Raw genomic sequence first — 18,219 nt, forward strand, 5'->3', positions numbered from 1 at the left:
CCGGCGGGCCCCCACGACCCACCCGACCGGTTCCCCCGGTCCGGCTCGAGGTCGATCCCCGTCTACTCGGAGAGTGAGAGCCACTCATCCTCTAGACGGAGACGTTCCTCATGCAACTCGCGTAGCTTAGCGTCCGCATCGGCCGCTGCGAGATAGTCTCCCCCAATCCGGGAGAGTTCCTCATGCAGGGCGGCCTCCAACTCGGCGATCTTGTCCAGGCGCCGTTCGATGCGCGCCAGTTCCTTCTTGGTCGCACGGTCCTCGCGAGAGCCCGCACCACCGCTCGACAGGTTTGACTGCTGGGCGGGCGCTTTGGTTGTGCGGGAGTTGGAAACGTCTGTGGCGCGCTGCTCACGGTAGGCGAGGTACTCGTCGACGCCGCCGGGGAGCAGCCGGATCCGGCCGTCTCCGTAGAGCGCGGCGACCCGGTCGGTGGTGCGCTCCAGGAAGTAGCGGTCGTGGCTGACCACGAGCAGCGTGCCGGGCCAGCCGTCGAGGATGTCCTCAAAAGCGGTGAGGGTGTCGATGTCCAGGTCGTTGGTGGGCTCGTCGAGCAGCAGCACGTTCGGGGCGTCCATCAGCAGCCTGAGCAGCTGCAGCCGGCGCCGCTCGCCGCCGGACAGGTCGCCGACCCGGGTCCACTGCTTCTCGCCGGCGAAGCCGAACCGCTCCAGCAGCTGCCCGGCGGTCAGGGTCTTGCCCTTGCCGATCTCGACCGTCGAGTGGACCTTCTCCACCGCCTCCAGAACGCGCCAGGTGGGGTCGATCTCGGCCACTTCCTGCGACAGGTGCGCCGGCTTCACGGTGACGCCGGTGACCACGCGCCCGGAGTCCGGCTGCGCCTCGCCGAGCAGCAGCCGGACCAGCGAGGACTTGCCGGAGCCGTTGACGCCGATCAGGCCGAGCCGCTCGCCGGGGCCGAGCTGCCAGGTGACGCGCTGCAGCAGCTGCTTCTGCTCATCGCCGTCGCCGACCGCGTAGGACACGTCCTCCAGCTCGTAGACGGTCCGCCCGAGTCGGCTGGTCGCGAACTTCTGCAGCTCGGTGCTGTCCCGGGCCGGTGGCTCGGCGGCGATCAGCTCGTTGGCCGCCTCGATCCGGAACTTCGGCTTGCTGGTCCGCGCCGGGGCCCCGCGCCGCAGCCAGGCCAGCTCCTTGCGCAGCAGGTTCTGCTTGCGGTCCCACTCGGCGTCGGCCTGCCGCGACCGCTCGGCGCGGGCCAGAACGTAGGCCGAGTAGCCGCCGTCGTAGTCGAGCACCTGCCCGTTGACGACCTCCCAGGTGCGGGTGGTGACGGCGTCCAGGAACCAGCGGTCGTGGGTGACGGTGAGCAGCGCGGGCTTGGCGGTCGCCAGATGCCGGGCCAGCCAGGCGATGCCCTCGACGTCGAGGTGGTTGGTGGGCTCGTCGAGCAGCAGCAGGTCGTGCTCGTTGATCAGGGCCTTGGCCAGCGCCACCCGCCGCCGCTCGCCGCCGGACAGCGGCCCGATCCGGGTGTCCATGCCGTCCGGGAAGGCGGGGAAGTCGGTGCCGCCGAACAGCCCGGTGATGACGTCGCGCACCCGCGCGTCGGCCAGCCACTCGTGGTCGGGCCTGTCGGCGACCAGCTCGTGCCGGATGGTCGCGTCCGGATCCAGGCTGTCGTGCTGCCCGACGAAGGCGATCCGCAGCCCGCCGGTGTGCGTGACGCGCCCGGAGTCGGGCTCGTCGAGCTTCGCGAGCACCCGCAGCAAGGTCGACTTGCCGCCGCCGTTGCGGCCGACCACGCCGATCCGGTCGCCCTCGGACAAGCCCAGCGAGACTTTGTCCAGGAGGGTGCGGGCGGTGTAGGCCTTGGAGACGTTCTCCAGGTTGACGAGGTTGACAGCTTGGGGTGCCATTCCGACAACGCTACCGGGTGGTGGCGGGGGCGATGGTCACACGTCCGTGAGATCGATCTCGGCTACAGACCGAGGACCGCGCGCAGGGCCTCCTCGACCTTGCCCATGTCGGCTTCGTCGACGGAGCCGAGCCGTCGGGCGCCGGCGGCCGGGTCGAACCGGGAGGCGCGCATCTGGGCCAGGTTGAGGGCGAACGCGCTGGCCGGGACCGGCTGCTTGAGCTCGACCGACAGCACGGTGTCGGGGTACTGCCCGGCCGGGTGCAGGACGACGGCGACCGCGGCGCCCAAGGCGGCGGTCTCGTTGATGGACACCACCAGGACGCGGGGCCCGTCGCCGGCGGTATCCCAGACCTCGGCCCGCCTCACCCGGCGTCCCCGAGGCCGTCGGGCATCAGGACGTCGTACTCGGACAGCGTCGCGATCGCCTCGGCGATCTCGTCGCGGCGCACCTGGGCCTCGGCGGCTCGGTTGATGTAGGCCGTGACGTTGCCGCCGGCGTTGCGCTCTATCCGCGAGGCGAGATCGATGGGGAACGTGACCGTGATCCGCTTGTACATCTCTTTCGCCGCCATGTTCAACAGCATAGAGCACATCAGATTTGATGCGTAGCCGCGCAGCAGAATCCGCGCATGACACAGCGCGTCTAGTTGCTTGAGGCGGCCTGCTCCAAGACCAGGTTCAGGAGCCGCCCCGCCCCCGCCTTGTCCAAGGGGTTGTTCCCGTTCCCGCACTTCGGCGACTGCACGCACGAAGGACACCCCTCCGCGCACTCGCACGCCGCGATCACGTCCCGCGTCGCCGTCAGCCACGCCACCGCCGCCCCGTAGGCGCGCTCGGCGAAGCCCGCGCCGCCGGGGTGGCCGTCGTAGACGAACACCGTCAGGCGCTCGGTGTCGGGGTGCATCGGCATCGAGACGCCGCCGATGTCCCAGCGGTCGCAGGGGGTGAACAGGGGGAGCAGGCCGATGGAGGCGTGTTCGGCGGCGTGGGCGGCGCCGGCGCTCATGGCGGTGTCGAGCTCGGCGTCGCGGAGGGCCGCCGGGTGGACGGTCCACCAGACCGCGCGGGTGCGCAGGATGCGTTCCGGGAGGTCCAGGGGCTTGGTCTCGATGATCTGGCCGGTGCCGGCCTTGCGTTTCAGGTAGGAGACCACCTGGGTGCTCACCTCGACCGAGCCGAAGTGCAGGGAGGCGTCGCCCCAGTCCTGGGTCTGCTCGGTCTCCAGGATGGCTACCTGGACCACGTCCCGGGCCATCGTGGTGTAGTCCGGGTTGGCGCGGTGGACCAGCGCTATGTTCTGCTCCAGGTCCAGCTTGTCCACCAGGTACGTGTGGCCCTGGTGCAGGTACACGGCGCCGTCGTGCACCGTCGAGTGGGACGCGCTCTCGTCCACGGTGCCGAGCAGGCGGCCGGTCTGGTCCTCGACGATGCGGACCGTCGGGCCGCCGGTGCCGCGCAGGTCGGTCAGGGCCGAGGGGCGCTCGCGCCGGGTCCAGTACCAGCCGGTGGGCCGGCGGCGCAGGTACTCGCGGCGAGTCAGGTCGGTCAGCAGGGCTTCGGTGGCGGGGCCGAAGAGCTCCAGGTCCGATTCCGTCAAGGGGAGTTCCGCGGCGGCCGCGCAGAGGTGCGGCGCCAGGACGTACGGATTGTCCGGGTCCAGGACGGCGGCCTCGACCGGGCGGTCGAAGATCGACTCGGAGTGGTGCACCAGGTAGGTGTCCAGCGGGTCGTCGCGCGCGATGAGGACCGCCAGCGCCCCCTGCCCGGCGCGTCCGGCGCGCCCTGCCTGTTGCCACAGAGAGGCGCGCGTACCGGGGAACCCTGCCATGAGCACGGCGTCGAGCCCTGCGACGTCCACGCCGAGCTCCAGGGCCGTGGTGGCGGCCAGGCCGACGAGCGCGCCGTCCAGGGTCGGGTCCATATGCAGAGCGGCCTCTAGAGCGCGGCGTTCAGTCTTGAGATATCCGCCGCGATACGCCGCGATGCGCTTTCCATAGCCCCTGCGGCGCTCCTCCAGATAGTCGCGCGTCTGCATCGACACCTGTTCGGCACCGCGTCGGGACCGTGTGAAGACCACTGTGCGGACGTCGTCCAGGACCAAGTCCGTCAGCAGATCCGCGGCCTCCGCTGTAGCGGAGCGGCGCACGGGCGCTCCACGCTCCCCGATAAGGGTCGTCAGAGGGGGTTCCCAGAGGGCGAACACCAGCTGGCCGCGCGGAGAGGAATCGTCAGTGACCGCCGAGACTTCGACGCCGGTGAGCCGCGAGGCCGATACGGCGGGATCGGCGGTGGTGGCCGAAGCCAGTATGAAAGTCGGACTTGATCCGTAGCGCGCGCAGATACGGCGCAGTCGCCTTAGGACCGCCGCTACGTGTGAGCCGAAGACACCTTTATAGGTGTGGCATTCGTCGATGACCACATAGCGGAGCTTCCGCAGGAATGACGCCCAGCGTGCGTGTCCCGGCAGAAGTGAGTAATGCAGCATGTCCGGATTGCTCAGAACGTAGTTCGCATGCTGACGCACCCAGTCGCGCGCCTCAGCGTCCGTATCGCCGTCCAACAGCCCGGCGCGGACCCCCGGTACGTCCAAACGAGTGAGACGCCTGAGTTGGTCCGCGGCCAACGCCTTCGTCGGCGCCAGGTACAGGGTGGTGCCGGCGTTCTCGCGGATCGCGGTCAGCGCCGGCAGCTGGAAGCCCATGGACTTGCCGGAGGCGGTACCGGTGGCGAGCGTCACATGCCGTCCGTCCCGGGCCGCCTCGGCCGCCGCGACCTGGTGCCGCCAGGGCCGGGGCACGCCTCCGGCCTCGCGGAACCCGTGCACCACGGCTTCGTCGACCCACTCCGGCCACTCGGCGTGCTCCGCGTCCCGGGCCGGTACCACGCGCACATGCGTCACACGTTCAGCGCGCGACGCGGGAACCGAGATCAGTCTCTCCAGCGTTGGTTGGACAGAACCGGACGCGGAACCTTCCGGGATACCGGCATCCGACCCGGGTGCCGGTGTGGACACACCACCCGTGTCGGGGTTTTGCTGGTAAGGAGGAGTCGGCGACATCGCAGTCCAGTATCCGACAGTACGGCCGACTCCATGCCCGAATCCCGACGCGAAATCCGAGCGACCATCCGAAACGACATGAACTTCCGACGGCGCGGAGCACTCGCCTCCCCGCTAACGGGGCCAGTACGGCGCACCATTAGAGGGCACTTGACGCGAATCGTGGCCGAGTGTCACCCCGAGGTGATTGACTGTGCTCAAGCCCTGACCCGGGTGAAGCTGTACTTTGTGTTGCCGAGGACACACCTTTTCTCACCCCCGCCACGGCGGGAAGGCACCGATTTTGGAGGCCGGCAGTGGACCTGAAGCTGGAGACGCGAGACGAGAACGGCCGGACGATCGTCAAGGTCGGCGGGGAGATCGACGTGTACACCGCCCCGAAGCTGCGCGAACAGCTGGTCGAGCTCGTCGGTGCCGGGAAGTACCACCTGATCGTGGACATGGAGGACGTCGACTTCCTCGACTCCACCGGGCTGGGCGTCCTGGTCGGCGGGCTGAAGCGGGTGCGGGCGCACGACGGCTCGCTGCGCCTGGTCTGCACCCAGGAGCGGATCCTGAAGATCTTCCGGATCACCGGTCTGACCAAGGTGTTCCCGATCAGCGACAGCGTGGAGCAGGCCGTCACCGCCGTCGACTAGCGGACACCGGCGGGCCGCGGCGCGGGAGACAACCACGCCGGCCAGGCCCGCCAACCCCGGCCATCACATCCCGCACTTGTTCCTAAGGGGTCTGCCAACATGGATGCGCAATCGTCGGCCGTCGGCACGGTGGCCAAGACGGAGAGCGCCACGGCCGTTCTGCTGCGGTTCACCCCGCAGCCCGAGCATGTCCGGACCGCGCGCCTGGTCGCGGTCGCCCACGCCCGCCGGGTCGGCGTGGAGGCCGGCCTGCTCGACGAGGTCCGCCTCGCCGTCGGCGAGGCCTGTTCCCGGGCCGTGGGCCTGCACCAGCGGCACTGCCCGGGCGAACCGGTCGTGGTGGTGCTGGACGCGGTGGACGAGTCCGACTCCGGCCTGGTCGCCGACCGGTTCGTGGTGACGGTGGCCGACAAGGTCTCCGGCGCGGTGCCGGGCCAGCGCGACGGGGCCGCGGCCGCCGCCGACGAGGAGGCCGCCGCCGAGGCGGCCGGAACCGAGGCGACCGCCGCCGCGCAGGACGACGACGAGGAAGACCTCGACGACGCCGAGATGGGCCTGGCCGTCCTGACCGGGCTGGTCGACGACCTCGACATCACTTCCGGGCCCGACGGGGGCTCGGTCCGCATGGGATGGCCCGTCAAGGACTTCTGAGCACTTATATGAACACCGGTTCGAGCCGCCGGCACAGGCTCAAGTAGGCTCGCAGTAGTCATCGCGGCGGAGCGCCACCATCCCTGGGCGCTCCGCCGATTTCGTGGGCATCGCCCCACTTCATGCGACGCTTGCATTCACCAAACCGAGTGAAAAGTGTCCTTCATCACATAGCGATCCGTGAGGTCGGCGAAACGATCTGTTGACCGACCTCGGGTTTTCGCGCGTAGACTCCCCTGCCATTGGCTGTGATCTGAGTTACAGCGACGGAATACGGATCGTCACAGTGGAGGACGCATGCCGCAAATTGCGGACAGCGGCTCGACGGTGATCCCATTGGCCGGGGGCAACCTCGCCTGGATCTTCGTGGTGGCCGTGATCGCCCTAGGTGCGCTTGGCGTCGCCGGCATCCTCGTCAAAGAGGTGTTGGCGGCAAGTGAGGGCACAGAGAATATGAAACGCATCGCGGCCGCGGTGCAAGAAGGCGCGTCCGCGTACCTCGCGCGGCAGTTCCGTACGCTGGCGATCTTCGCAGCCGTGGCCTTCTTCCTGCTGCTGGCGCTGCCCGCCGACGACTGGTCGCAGCGCATCGGCCGCTCGGTGTTCTTCCTGGTCGGAGCCGCCTTCTCGGCCACCACCGGGTATGTCGGCATGTGGCTGGCGGTGCGCTCCAACGTGCGCGTGGCGGCCGCGGCGAACGAGTCAGGCTCGCCGCGCGCGATGCGCATCGCGTTCCGCACCGGCGGCGTCGTCGGCATGTTCACCGTGGGCCTGGGCCTGTTCGGCGCCGCGGTGGTGGTGCTCATCTACAAGGGCAACGCCCCGAACGTGCTGGAGGGCTTCGGCTTCGGCGCGGCCATGCTGGCCATGTTCATGCGAGTCGGCGGCGGCATCTTCACCAAGGCCGCCGACGTCGGCGCGGACCTGGTCGGCAAGATCGAGCAGAACATCCCCGAGGACGACCCGCGCAACGCCGCGACCATCGCGGACAACGTCGGCGACAACGTCGGCGACTGCGCGGGCATGGCCGCGGACCTGTTCGAATCCTACGCGGTGACGCTGGTCGCGGCGCTGATCCTGGGCAAGATCGCCTTCGGCACCCAGGGCCTGGTGTTCCCGCTGCTGGTGCCGGCGCTCGGCGTGATCACCGCGGTGATCGGCATCTTCGCGGTGTCCCCGCGCACCGGTGACAAGAACGCGATGGCGGCGATCAACCGCGGCTTCTTCATCAGCGCCGTGGTGGCGGTGATCCTGGTGGCGATCGCGGCGTTCACCTATCTGCCGGACAAGATCTCCAAGCTGGACCGCGTCGATCCCAGTGTGCTGACCGACGCCGCGACCAAGGACCCGCGGCTGATCGCGCTGGGCGCGGTGGTGATCGGCATCGTGGTGGCCGCCGTCATCCAGGTGCTGACCGGGTACTTCACCGAGACCACCCGGCGGCCGGTGCAGGACATCGGCAAGACCTCGCTGACGGGGCCCGCGACCGTGGTCCTGGCCGGCATCGGGATCGGGCTGGAGTCCGCGGTGTACTCGGCGCTGCTGATCGGCGGCGGCGTGTTCCTGGCGTACCTGCTCGGCGGCGCCTCCCTCACGCTGTCGCTGTTCGCGGTAGCCATGGCCGGCACCGGCCTGCTGACCACGGTGGGCGTCATCGTGGCGATGGACACCTTCGGCCCGGTCTCGGACAACGCGCAGGGCATCGCGGAGATGTCCGGCGACGTCGGCGAGGAGGGCGCGAAGGTGCTGACCTCGCTGGACGCGGTCGGCAACACCACCAAGGCGATCACCAAGGGCATCGCGATCGCGACCGCCGTGCTGGCCGCGACCGCGCTGTTCGGGTCGTTCACCCAGAAGATCACCGAGACCGTCGCCAAGGTGCACAACCCCAAGCTGGGCAGCCTGGAGCAGTCGCTGCAGTTCGGCGGCGTCCTGAACGTCGGCGACCCGCGCAACCTGTTCGGTCTGATCATCGGCGCGTCCGTGGTGTTCCTGTTCTCGGCGCTGGCGATCAACGCCGTGTCCCGAGCCGCCGGCGCGGTCGTGTACGAGGTCCGCCGCCAGTTCCGCGAGATCCCCGGGATCATGGAGGGCACCGGCCGTCCCGAGTACGGCCGCGTGGTGGACATCGTCACCACCGACTCGCTGCGCGAGCTGGTCACCCCGGGTCTGCTGGCGGTGATGGCGCCGATCGCGGTCGGCTTCACCCTCGGCGTCGGGGCGCTGGGCTCCTACCTGGCCGGCACCATCGGCGCCGGCGTGCTGATGGCGGTCTTCCTGTCGAACTCCGGCGGGGCCTGGGACAACGCCAAGAAGCTGGTCGAGGACGGCAACTTCGGCGGCAAGGGCTCCGAGGCGCACACCGCGACCATCGTCGGCGACACCATCGGCGACCCGTTCAAGGACACCGCCGGCCCCGCGATCAACCCGCTGATCAAGGTCATGAACCTGGTCAGCCTCCTGATCGCGCCGGCCGTGGTGCAGCTGTCGATCGGCACCTCGGCCAACGCCGCGGTCCGCGCCCTGATCGCGATCGTCGCCATCCTGGTGATCGTCGCCGCGGTCTGGAACAGCAAGCGCAAGTCGATCGCGGTCTCGGACTCCAACTCGGACTCGCACTCCACCCCGGTCACCGGCACCGGCGCGGCGGTCGAGGCCGCAGCCCCGGGCGCGCCCGGGGCGCCGCGGAGCGGGGACGAGGACACGTCGATGGAGGCTTCCGCGCAGTCGATCTGAGCGGTCCTCCTTGGGAGTTCTCTCCTATTAATGGGGCGCCCTCGGCCTTCGGGTCGGGGGCGCCCCATTTGAGTGATTTCCGTAGCTTGGTGCTAGACCTTTGAAGTATCTTTGAAGCCATGGGAACTGTGAGTGACTCCGTGCCGTTCTCCGAGCTGATTCAGCATCCCCGCGAGACGACCTTGCGGCTGGATCAAGCTGAGACGCTGCGCTTGGTGCGCCGGAACCAGCCGGATCTGATGTTGGCGACCGTTGAACGTGCCGAGCGGGACGCCGAGGTCTACGACGTCACGACGCGCCTGTTGGTGGGGATAATCGCGCAGGAGCCCTCGCGCGAGGTGCTTCGCAGCTCGCTGAGAGGCGTGTTCGCGTGGACGCGGTTCCTCCCGGACGACGGGGTCGACGAGTTTCTGACCGAGTTGGTCGATGTGGCCAGAGCCTCTGCCGAGCTCCGCAACCTGCGACCGGTCTCTCAGGTGATCATTGAATGGCAGCACACGGCGGAGATCTACGCGGACCCGGAGCTGTACGGGAGGCTGACCATGGAGCATTCGGCGGAGGATGACTTCGGGCCGGTGGAAGTGCCTGTGGTGCCGGAAGAGGACGATGAATGAGTCCGAAGCGTGGCGACGACGTCGCGCCTCCGCCAGTCGATGACGAGTGGCGGATCCGCTACGCGGAAACGGACACCATCAAAGGCTGGCGCGAACTGTGCAGCAAGGCTCCGCAGAATACGCGGAAAGCGTATGAGGCCTTCCGCTCGAATCCCAGGCCTACAGAGCCGACAAAGCGGCACCACCAGCTGAGACTCGAGCTGGCGTTCGTGATCAGCGACGGTGCGCGCATGGAGCACTGGCAGTACGAGGTCACCGGTGGCGGTCGGATCTGGTACTACATCGATGTCGCGAACCGGACGGTCTGGCTGGACTACGCCGGCCTCGGCCACCCGAAAGCGACCGACTGATCGGCGCCCTCGGCCTTCGGGTCGGGGGCGCCCCACGTTTCCCGCGACAATGGACCCATGGAGAACCTGCGCGAAGCCCTGATCAAGGCCGACTACACCGTCGACGGCGTTCTGGAGGTCCTCGGTCCGCTGGCGTACGCGGCGCTGGCCAGGAGCGAGAGTGTGCCGGCGTTGCGGGCGACGGCCGGGGGTTCGCCGGTTGAGACGCTGGTCCGGCTCTTCCTCTTGCAGCAGCCGGTGGATCGGAAGGCTGTCGGGGCCGCGTTGCCGGTTGAGGAGGCGGTGGCGGCCGGGCTGGTCGCGGTCGACGGGGAGCGGGTGCGGGCCGCCATCGACATCCGGCCCTATGGCGATGACGACGGCCATGACTGGTACCTGGTCTCCGACCTGTCCGGCGGGCTGCACGCGCAGGGGCAGGGGCATCCGGTGCGTGAGGACCACGTGCTCGGCGTCGGGGGTGCCTCCACGACGCTCGCTCAGCTCACCATCCGGGACCGGTTCGGGTCGGCGCTGGACGTCGGGACCGGCGGGGGTGTGCAGGCGCTGCACCTGTCGACGCACGTCGAGCGGGTCGTCGGTAGCGACCGGAATCCGCGGGCGCTCAAGTTGGCGCGGATGACGCAGGAGCTCTCCGGGGTGGTGCCGTTCGAGCTTCGTGAGGGTTCCCTGTTTGAGCCAGTTGAGGGAGAGCGGTTCGATCTGATCGTCTCCAACCCGCCGTTCGTCATCTCGCCGGACAACGCCGCGCAGGGCGGCCGCTTCGTCTACCGCGACTCCGGGCTGCCGGCCGACGAGGTGTGCCGGCAGCTGGTCGCCAACGCGCACCGGCACCTGGCCGAGGACGGGTGGTGCCAGGTGCTGGCCAACTGGCTGCACGTGGACGGCGTGGACTGGCGCGAGCGGGTGGCCGGGTGGGTGCGGGACACCGGCTGTGACGCGTGGGTGGTGCAGCGTGAGGCGCAGGACCCGGCCGAGTACGTCGAGCTCTGGCTGCGCGACTCCGGTGAGTACGGCACTCCGGAGTACCCGCAGCGCTACGACGCCTGGCTGGACTACTTCGAGCAGAACAAGGTCAACGCCATCGGCTTCGGGTGGATCACCCTGCACAACGCCGGCGCCGACAGCCCCCTGATGCGGCTGGAGGAGATCTCGCACCCGGTGGAGCAGCCGCTCGGGCCGCACATCCCCAGCTGGTTCGCGCGGCACGACTTCCTGCGCGGCACCGACGACGAGGCTCTGATGCACCGCAAGTTGGCGGTTGCGCCGGACGTGCGCTGGGAGCAGGTGGCGCGGCCGACGTACGAGGGCGGCAGCGGTTGGGGCGGCGACTCCTCGCGGCTCAGCCAGCAGGAGGGCTTCATGCGCTCGGCCGACATCGACCCGGTCGGGGCCGCTGTGGTGGGTGCGTCGGATGGTGAGACGCCGCTCGGGGAAATCCTGGACGCTGTCGGCGAACGCTACGGGATCGACGGCCGGAGCCTGCGGACCGGGGCGGTCGAGGCCATCCGGGGGCTGGTCGAAGACGGTTATCTGTTCCCCGTGGCCTAGGCGACACTCAGGGCTGTCATCAGCGTCGATCCCCTCAACACCGGTTGTCGTGCGTCACATCCGTCCCACCTCTGGCGTTTTCGGGTTCCGTCCTATACGCCAGTTCGGGTTAACGTTCGGTTGTACGCCGACCATTCAAGACAACGAGTAGGACACAGTAGACAGCGCGGAGACGTACGGCTGAGGTACGGTCACTCTCCGTTGGTGTCGCGGTATCCCGACGACGTGTCACACCGCGGTGTGCGGGGTACGCCCAAGCGCGTATCCCTTGGGGCTAGAAGCTGGGAAGCAGAGGTAACGGTGGCAGGCAAGGGTTCAGCGGACTCGGGCGGCGCGACTCGCCGGCTGGTCATCGTCGAGTCGCCGGCCAAGGCGAAGACGATCAAGGGCTACCTCGGAGCGGGCTACACCGTCGAGGCCTCGGTCGGCCATATCCGCGACCTCCCAGCCGGGGCGGACGAGGTACCCGAGAAGTACAAGGGCACCTCCATGGGCCGGCTCGGGGTGGACGTGGACGGCGACTTCGAGCCGCTGTACCTGGTCAACGCCGACAAGCGCAAGCAGGTCGCCAAGCTCAAGGACCTGCTCAAGGAGGCCGACGAACTCCTGCTCGCCACCGACGAGGACCGCGAGGGCGAGGCCATCGCGTGGCACCTGCAGGAGGTGCTCAAGCCCAAGGTCCCGTCCAAGCGCATGGTGTTCCACGAGATCACCCGCGAGGCGATCCAGGAGGCCGCGCGCAACACCCGCGAGATCAACATGCCGCTGGTCGACGCGCAGGAGACCCGGCGCATCCTGGACCGGCTGTACGGCTACGAGGTCTCCCCGGTGCTGTGGAAGAAGGTCCGCACCGGGCTGTCGGCCGGCCGCGTGCAGTCGGTGGCCACCCGCATGGTCGTGGACCGGGAGCGGGAGCGCATCGCGTTCACCGCCGCCGAGTACTGGGACCTGACCGGCACGTTCGAGACCCTGAAGGCCGGCGGCCCGGACGACCCGCGGGCGATGACCGCGCGGCTGTCCAGCGTCGACGGCAAGCGCGTGGCCGCCGGGCGCGACTTCGGCCCCGACGGCCAGCTCAAGGCCGGCAGCCAGAACGTCGCGCACCTCACCGAGGTCACCGCCAAGGCGCTGGCCGCCGCGCTGCGGGACGCCGACTTCAGCGTGCGCGGCGTGGAGCGCAAGCCGTACCGGCGCTCGCCGTACGCGCCGTTCCGCACCACCACGATGCAGCAGGAGGCCAGCCGCAAGCTCGGCATGGACTCCAAGCGCGCCATGCGGGTCGCGCAGAGCCTGTACGAGAACGGCTACATCACTTATATGCGTACCGACAGCATCACGCTGTCGGACACCGCGCTGAACGCCGCGCGGACCCAGGTGCGCGACCTTTACGGCGCCGACTATCTGCCGGACGTTCCGCGGCGGTACGACTCCAAGGTGAAGAACGCGCAGGAGGCGCACGAGGCGATCCGCCCCTCCGGCGACACGTTCCGCACCCCGGCGCAGACCGGCCTGTCCGGCGACGAGTTCCGGCTCTACGAGCTGATCTGGATGCGGACCGTCGCCTCGCAGATGAAGGACGCCACCGGGCACACGGTGACCGTGAAGGTCGGCGGCGCCGCCTCCGACGGCCGGGACGTGGAGTTCAGCGCCAGCGGCCGCATCATCTCCTTCCACGGCTTCCTGAAGGCGTACGTGGAGGGCACCGACGACCCGGACGCCGCGCTGGACGACTCCGAGCAGCGGCTGCCGGCGGTGGCCGAGGGCGACGCGCTGACCACGACCAAGGTCACCGCGGACGGGCACTCGACCAAGCCGCCCGCGCGCTTCACCGAGGCCTCGCTGATCAAGGAGATGGAAGAGCGCGAGATCGGCCGGCCCTCGACGTACTCCACGATCCTGGGCACGATCCTGGACCGCGGCTACGCGTTCAAGAAGGGCACGGCGCTGGTCCCGTCCTACATCGCGTTCGCGGTCGTCGGGCTGCTGGAGAACCACTTCGGCGACCTGGTGAACTACGAGTTCACCGCGCGCATGGAGGACGACCTGGACCGCATCGCGCGCGGCGAGGCGCAGCGGGTGCCGTGGCTGCGGCGGTTCTACTTCGGCCCGACCGAGAACGAGCGGGTCACCTCCGGCGACAACGGGGTGGTGTTCGACCATCTCGGCGGCCTGAAGGACCTGGTCACCGACCTGGGCAACATCGACGCCCGGGAGGTGAACTCCTTCCCGGTCGGCGACGACGGCATCATCCTGCGCGTGGGCCGCTTCGGACCGTACATCGAGCGCAACCTCGAAGACGGCACCCAGCAGCGCGCGAGCGTCCCGGACGACCTGCCGCCGGACGAGCTGACCCCGGCCTTCGCCGAGGAGCTGTTCCTGCAGCCCAGCGGCGACCGCGAGCTGGGCCGGGACCCCTCGACCGGCTTCGAGGTGGTGGCCAAGGCCGGGCGCTTCGGGCCGTACGTCACGGAGATCCTGCCGGAGGGCACCCCGACCCGCGGCAAGAACGCGGTGAAGGCCCGCACCGGCTCCCTGTTCAAGAACATGGGCCTGGACACGGTGACGCTGGAGGAGGCGCTGCAGCTGCTGTCGCTGCCGCGCGTGGTCGGCGCCGACCCGGAGTCCGGCGACGAGATCACGGTCCAGAACGGCCGCTACGGCCCGTACCTGAAGAAGGGTGCGGACTCCCGCTCGATCACCTCCGAGGAGCAGATCTTCACGATCACCCTCGAGGAGGCGCTGGAGATCTACAAGCAGCCGAAGGCGCGCGGTCGCGGCGCGGCCAAGCCGCCGCTGCGCGAGCTCGGGCCGGACCCGGTGTCGGGCAAGCCGATCGTGATCAAGTCGGGCTTCTACGGCGAGTACCTGACCGACGGCGAGACCAACGTGACCATCCCCAAGAGCGAGACGGTCGAGGGGATCACGCCGGCGAAGGCGTACGAGCTGATGGCGGAGAAGCGGGCGAAGGGGCCGGCGAAGAAGACAGCCAAGAAGGCCGCCGCGAAGAAGACCCCGGCGAAGAAGACGGCGGCTTCGGGGACGAAGACGGCGAAGGCCACGGCGGCGAAGAAGACCGCTGCGAAGAAGACGGCGAGTTCGGCGACGAAGTAGGCGGTGCGGACGACGTGGCGCGGGGCGTTTGGTGCCCCGGCCGCTCGGTCCGGGCGGCGGGTGCGGCCGGCGGAACTGCCTGGGCAGGGCGGTGATGGTGCGCCGTCACGCTCAAGAGTGAATATGGTCGGGTTTTCTTCGCTCGTCCGAGTGAAGAAAAACCTTGATGTCACTTACGCTGGGTACCGAGATGGAGACCGTTCGTAAGATCGGAGCATGAGCGTGGCGACCCTACCTCCGGCGTTGGAGCAGTCCTCGGGCGGTTTCACCTCCGCCGATATCGTCTCGCCGGAGTCCGTCGAGCGTGATCACGAGGTCAAGCCACCGAAGTACGCGCGGGTCGGGATCAAGAACCTGTGGCTCGTCGAGCGAGACGGCGGGGGGATGATCGCCTACGTTTACATGCTTGATCCGCTTACCGGGGACTACAGCCTGATCGGTACCTTCGGCGAGCGGTTGAAGGTCTCGGTGCCGTTCGACATCGACATCGACCTCACCACCCTCGACGACTACGAGTGACCGCCGCCCCGGCGAGTTCGGCCGACCGGGGACGGGGCGGACCGGCCATAATGGCGCGCATGAGTTCGAGCACGAGTCGGGCCCACGGCGTCGAGATCCGTGAGGCGGTGGCGGGGGACGCCGACGACATCGGGCGGGTGCGGCACGCGTCGTGGCAGGTCGCCTATTCGGGGCTGATGCCGGCCGACTATCTCGCGGGGCTGTCGGTGGACGGGTTCGTGCTCAGTGCGCGGCGGATGCTGGCCGACCTGGAGGCGCGGCGGGCCGAGGTGCTGGTCGCCGAGGTGGGCGGGGTGGTCTCCGGCTTCGCGTCGGTGGGGCCGAGCCGGGACGCCGACGAGGACCGGGACCGGGTCGGGGAGCTCTACGCCATATATCTCGACCCGGCGATCTGGCGGCTCGGGATCGGTGCGCGGCTCCAGGCGGTCGCGCTCCAGCGGCTGCGGGACGAGGGGTACGTCGAGGCCACGCTGTGGGTGCTGGCGACCAACAGCGCGTCGCGGGCGTTCTACGAGCACACCGGGTGGCGGCACGACGGCGGGGTCTCCGGGTTCGAGGCCGGGGCCGAGGTGCTGGACGAGACGCGGTACCGCAGGACTTTGTGATCTTGGCCGGGTGACGGCCGCGTGCCGGCTGGCCGGGCGGTGGTCGGGCGGCGCCCCGGTGGCGGCCGCGTGCCGGCCGACCGGGCGGGCCGATGGCTGCCCGAGGTCCACCCGGCATCCGCCTGTGTCCCTCTTTCGGTGGAAACCTTCAGCCCTCTGACCACGCCTCGCGCGATGCGCCCTTTTTGTGATGAAAGGTCGTAGGTGGTGGTGGGTAGCTCATCCCACAGTCCATGAGGACACGGACACACTCGGGCGGCGCGGAAGGAGTTCGGCATGCGGGGACGCGGACACGGCCGGCGGGCCACGCTCGTCACGGCCACGGTCCTGACGGCGGCCCTCCTCGGCGGCGCCGCACACGCCGACCCGGGTACCCCCGTGATCCCCGGCCAGGGCACCATCGACCGGGCCAAGGCCGACGTCCGCGACCGCCAGACCGCCGCCGACCGCATCCAGGCGGCCCTGGACGCCGCGAACGGCCACCTGCACGCCCTGGAGGCGAGCGCCGGGCTCGCGGCCGAGGCGTATGACACGGCCGTGGCACAGGCCGCGACGGCGGCGCAGGCGGCCGACGAGGCGCGGACCCGTGCGGCGGCCGCCCTGGACGCGCAGCACCAGGCCGAGGCGCGGCTCGGGGCGTTCGCGGCCGAGATGTACCGGCAGGGTCCGGACATGGCGATGGCCGTGGCCTTCCTGCACGTCGGCTCCCTGCACGACTACGCCGTCCGCCGCCAGGTCCAGGCGAACCACGACGCGGCCGAGGCGCTGGCCGTCTCCGGTGCGCGGCAGGCGACGAAGGACGCGGCGGCGGCACGTCAGAAGGCTGACCGGAGCGCGGCGGACCAGCGCCGGGCCGAGGCGCGCGCGCAGAGCGCGCTGGGCGCGGCGCGGGCGGCGGCGGCCGACGCGCAGAGCCAGGTCGCCGGGATCCAGGCGCAGCAGAACACGCTGGTGCAGCAGTTGGCGGCGGCGCAGGGCATCGAGGTCGGACTGGAGCGGCAGCGGGAGGCCGGGCTGGCGGAGCTCGCGGCGCAGCAGGCGGCGGCCCGGCAGGCGGCCGCGGCCGCCGCCGCGGCGTCGGCGGCCCGGGCCGCGGGAGCGGGGCCCGGCGGCGGCTCGGCGCACGCGTCCTCGGGCGGCGGCGCGACGTGGACACCGCCGTCCGTCTCGGCCGGACCCGTTCCGTACGCGGAAGGCGCCGTCCGCCTGATGCTGAACTACATCTACGCGCAGCTCGGCAAGCCCTACGTCTGGGGCGGCGCGGGCCCGGATGTCTTCGACTGCTCCGGTCTGGCGATGCGCGGCCTGGAAGCCGGCGGATGGTCCTTCCCGCACCCCGCGCAGTGGCAGTACCTGGCGATGCGCTCGCTCACGTACGACCAGCTCCGCCCCGGCGACCTGGTCTTCTGGGCGGAGGACGGCGCCAACCCGCACACCATCTACCACGAGGCGGTCTACATCGGGAACGACCGCATCATCCAGGCGCCGCACCCCGGGGGTGTGGTCGAGCAGCAGTCGCTGTGGATCAACGGGACGCCGAGCTTCTACGGCCGGCCGTAGTCGGCGCACGCTTACTGTAGGTTCTCAGTCTTGACGTCCTATTCTCGTTGCCGATGTCCCATCCGTGTCCCATGGGCCAGGGATTCGAGAATCGCCGTTGCGGCGCCGGCGATGACGGCACACTTGTACGCGTGCACCTGACGCATAACGAACTTGCCGTACTGGCCGGAGTGGGGCCGCTCGTCGGCGTGGCAATCGGCGCCTTCTGGAACAGCAAGACCCAGAAGACGGTCTCCAAGGCGACCGCCGAAAACCAGGCTGCCGCAGCCAAGGCGGCGATCGAGAGCCAGCAATCGATCGCTGAGCGCGGCTGGCAGGCTCAGCAGCGCCAAGCTGCCGATCACCGGGTGTGGACGGAGCGCAAGTCGGTATATGTGAAGGCTCTCGAACACATCGCTCGTGGCGCGTTGTTCCGGGACACAGTCACAGCCGGGGGACAGGACCCGGATGCGAACTACGATCCCACGACCGATGAGTGGGTCTTGCGGCAGGTTGAACTGGACGCGTGGGCCTCGCAAGAGGTCTTCGTCCTTGCTGATGCCAGCAACCGAGCTCACTTTGCCTGGGCAGGGGAGTTCCTGAACTGGAAGACGTGGCGGGCAGAGCGCGCTGCTGAGTCCCGAGGCGAGGTGCCCCCGAGCGGCGAGGACTTCGGAACGGTTAACCGCGAGCTGGCAGACCGGGTCGAAAAGGCCAAGGAGGCGGCTGACCTGTTCGATCAGAGGCTGCGAGAAGCGATCCGTGCGGAGCTTCAGGGAGGCTCTGCCCAGCAATAAAGTTCCGGAGCTGCCATCCGAGGCTTTCGCGACCAAATTTTCCGATCTACAGCGGTCGTCGGCCGGTTGGGCTGTTGTCGCGTCTCGCTGGGGTAGACCAAGGCGGGAAGGTCAAACTGGCAATGGGCGGCCAGCCCGCATGGATCATGCTGGCCGCAGAGCCGTCTTCGG

15 protein-coding genes are annotated in these 18,219 nt (G+C 69.5%); 11 read left to right on the forward strand and 4 right to left on the reverse strand.

Annotation, left to right across the window (positions count from 1 at the left end):
- Positions 1 to 62: 62 nt before the first annotated feature.
- From ABH920_RS13665 to ABH920_RS13680, 4 genes are all read right to left on the reverse strand, one after another.
- Positions 63 to 1,880 carry an ABC-F family ATP-binding cassette domain-containing protein gene (locus ABH920_RS13665; protein WP_370349309.1) on the reverse strand — a complete coding sequence of 606 codons (1,818 nt, stop codon included), beginning with the start codon at positions 1,878 to 1,880 and terminating at the stop codon, positions 63 to 65.
- A gap of 62 nt (positions 1,881 to 1,942) precedes the next feature.
- Positions 1,943 to 2,248: a hypothetical protein gene (locus ABH920_RS13670; protein ID WP_370349310.1), complete on the reverse strand. Its 306-nt coding sequence runs from the start codon at positions 2,246 to 2,248 to the stop codon at positions 1,943 to 1,945.
- The gene (locus tag ABH920_RS13675) at positions 2,245 to 2,454 is read right to left on the reverse strand and encodes a hypothetical protein (RefSeq protein ID WP_370349311.1); all 210 of its coding nucleotides are present in this window, start codon (positions 2,452 to 2,454) and stop codon (positions 2,245 to 2,247) included. Before ABH920_RS13675 ends, ABH920_RS13670 begins: the two co-directional genes overlap by 4 nt.
- Before the next feature lie 71 nt (positions 2,455 to 2,525).
- Positions 2,526 to 4,940: a DEAD/DEAH box helicase gene (locus tag ABH920_RS13680; RefSeq protein ID WP_370349312.1), complete on the reverse strand. Its 2,415-nt coding sequence runs from the start codon at positions 4,938 to 4,940 to the stop codon at positions 2,526 to 2,528.
- A gap of 296 nt (positions 4,941 to 5,236) precedes the next feature.
- Here ABH920_RS13680 and ABH920_RS13685 point away from each other — a divergent pair, with 296 nt between their 5' ends.
- The 11 genes from ABH920_RS13685 (at position 5,237) to ABH920_RS13735 (ending at position 18,048) form a co-directional block, all read left to right on the forward strand.
- Positions 5,237 to 5,578 (forward strand): anti-sigma factor antagonist, encoded by a 342-nt coding sequence (locus ABH920_RS13685; RefSeq protein ID WP_015796998.1) that lies wholly within the window; start codon positions 5,237 to 5,239, stop codon positions 5,576 to 5,578.
- 99 nt (positions 5,579 to 5,677) lie between these two features.
- A complete protein-coding gene (locus ABH920_RS13690) occupies positions 5,678 to 6,229 on the forward strand; it encodes an ATP-binding protein (protein ID WP_370349313.1) in 552 nt (183 codons plus the stop codon).
- Positions 6,230 to 6,526: 297 nt separating this feature from the next.
- On the forward strand, positions 6,527 to 8,965 hold the full coding sequence (locus tag ABH920_RS13695) for a sodium-translocating pyrophosphatase (protein WP_370349315.1): 2,439 nt from the start codon (positions 6,527 to 6,529) through the stop codon (positions 8,963 to 8,965).
- A gap of 119 nt (positions 8,966 to 9,084) precedes the next feature.
- Entirely contained in the window at positions 9,085 to 9,579 is a 495-nt protein-coding gene (locus tag ABH920_RS13700; protein ID WP_370349316.1) for a hypothetical protein, read from the forward strand.
- The gene (locus ABH920_RS13705; RefSeq protein WP_370349317.1) at positions 9,576 to 9,929 is read left to right on the forward strand and encodes a hypothetical protein; all 354 of its coding nucleotides are present in this window, start codon (positions 9,576 to 9,578) and stop codon (positions 9,927 to 9,929) included. Before ABH920_RS13700 ends, ABH920_RS13705 begins: the two co-directional genes overlap by 4 nt.
- A 57-nt stretch (positions 9,930 to 9,986) precedes the next feature.
- Positions 9,987 to 11,477 carry a methyltransferase gene (locus ABH920_RS13710; RefSeq protein WP_370349318.1) on the forward strand — a complete coding sequence of 497 codons (1,491 nt, stop codon included), beginning with the start codon at positions 9,987 to 9,989 and terminating at the stop codon, positions 11,475 to 11,477.
- 300 nt (positions 11,478 to 11,777) lie between these two features.
- Positions 11,778 to 14,588: a type I DNA topoisomerase gene (topA, locus tag ABH920_RS13715; protein WP_370349319.1), complete on the forward strand. Its 2,811-nt coding sequence runs from the start codon at positions 11,778 to 11,780 to the stop codon at positions 14,586 to 14,588.
- A 216-nt stretch (positions 14,589 to 14,804) separates the two neighbouring features.
- Positions 14,805 to 15,107, forward strand: coding sequence for a hypothetical protein (locus tag ABH920_RS13720; RefSeq protein WP_370349320.1), 303 nt, complete (start codon positions 14,805 to 14,807; stop codon positions 15,105 to 15,107).
- 59 nt (positions 15,108 to 15,166) lie between these two features.
- Entirely contained in the window at positions 15,167 to 15,712 is a 546-nt protein-coding gene (locus ABH920_RS13725) for an N-acetyltransferase family protein (RefSeq protein ID WP_370349321.1), read from the forward strand.
- Between the two features lie 276 nt (positions 15,713 to 15,988).
- Positions 15,989 to 17,272, forward strand: coding sequence for a C40 family peptidase (locus tag ABH920_RS13730; RefSeq protein ID WP_370349322.1), 1,284 nt, complete (start codon positions 15,989 to 15,991; stop codon positions 17,270 to 17,272).
- Between the two features lie 131 nt (positions 17,273 to 17,403).
- Entirely contained in the window at positions 17,404 to 18,048 is a 645-nt protein-coding gene (locus ABH920_RS13735) for a hypothetical protein (protein WP_370349323.1), read from the forward strand.
- The last annotated feature ends 171 nt before the right edge of the window (positions 18,049 to 18,219 follow it).

The organism is Catenulispora sp. EB89 (assembly GCF_041261445.1).
Classification (GTDB): Bacteria; Actinomycetota; Actinomycetes; order Streptomycetales; family Catenulisporaceae; genus Catenulispora.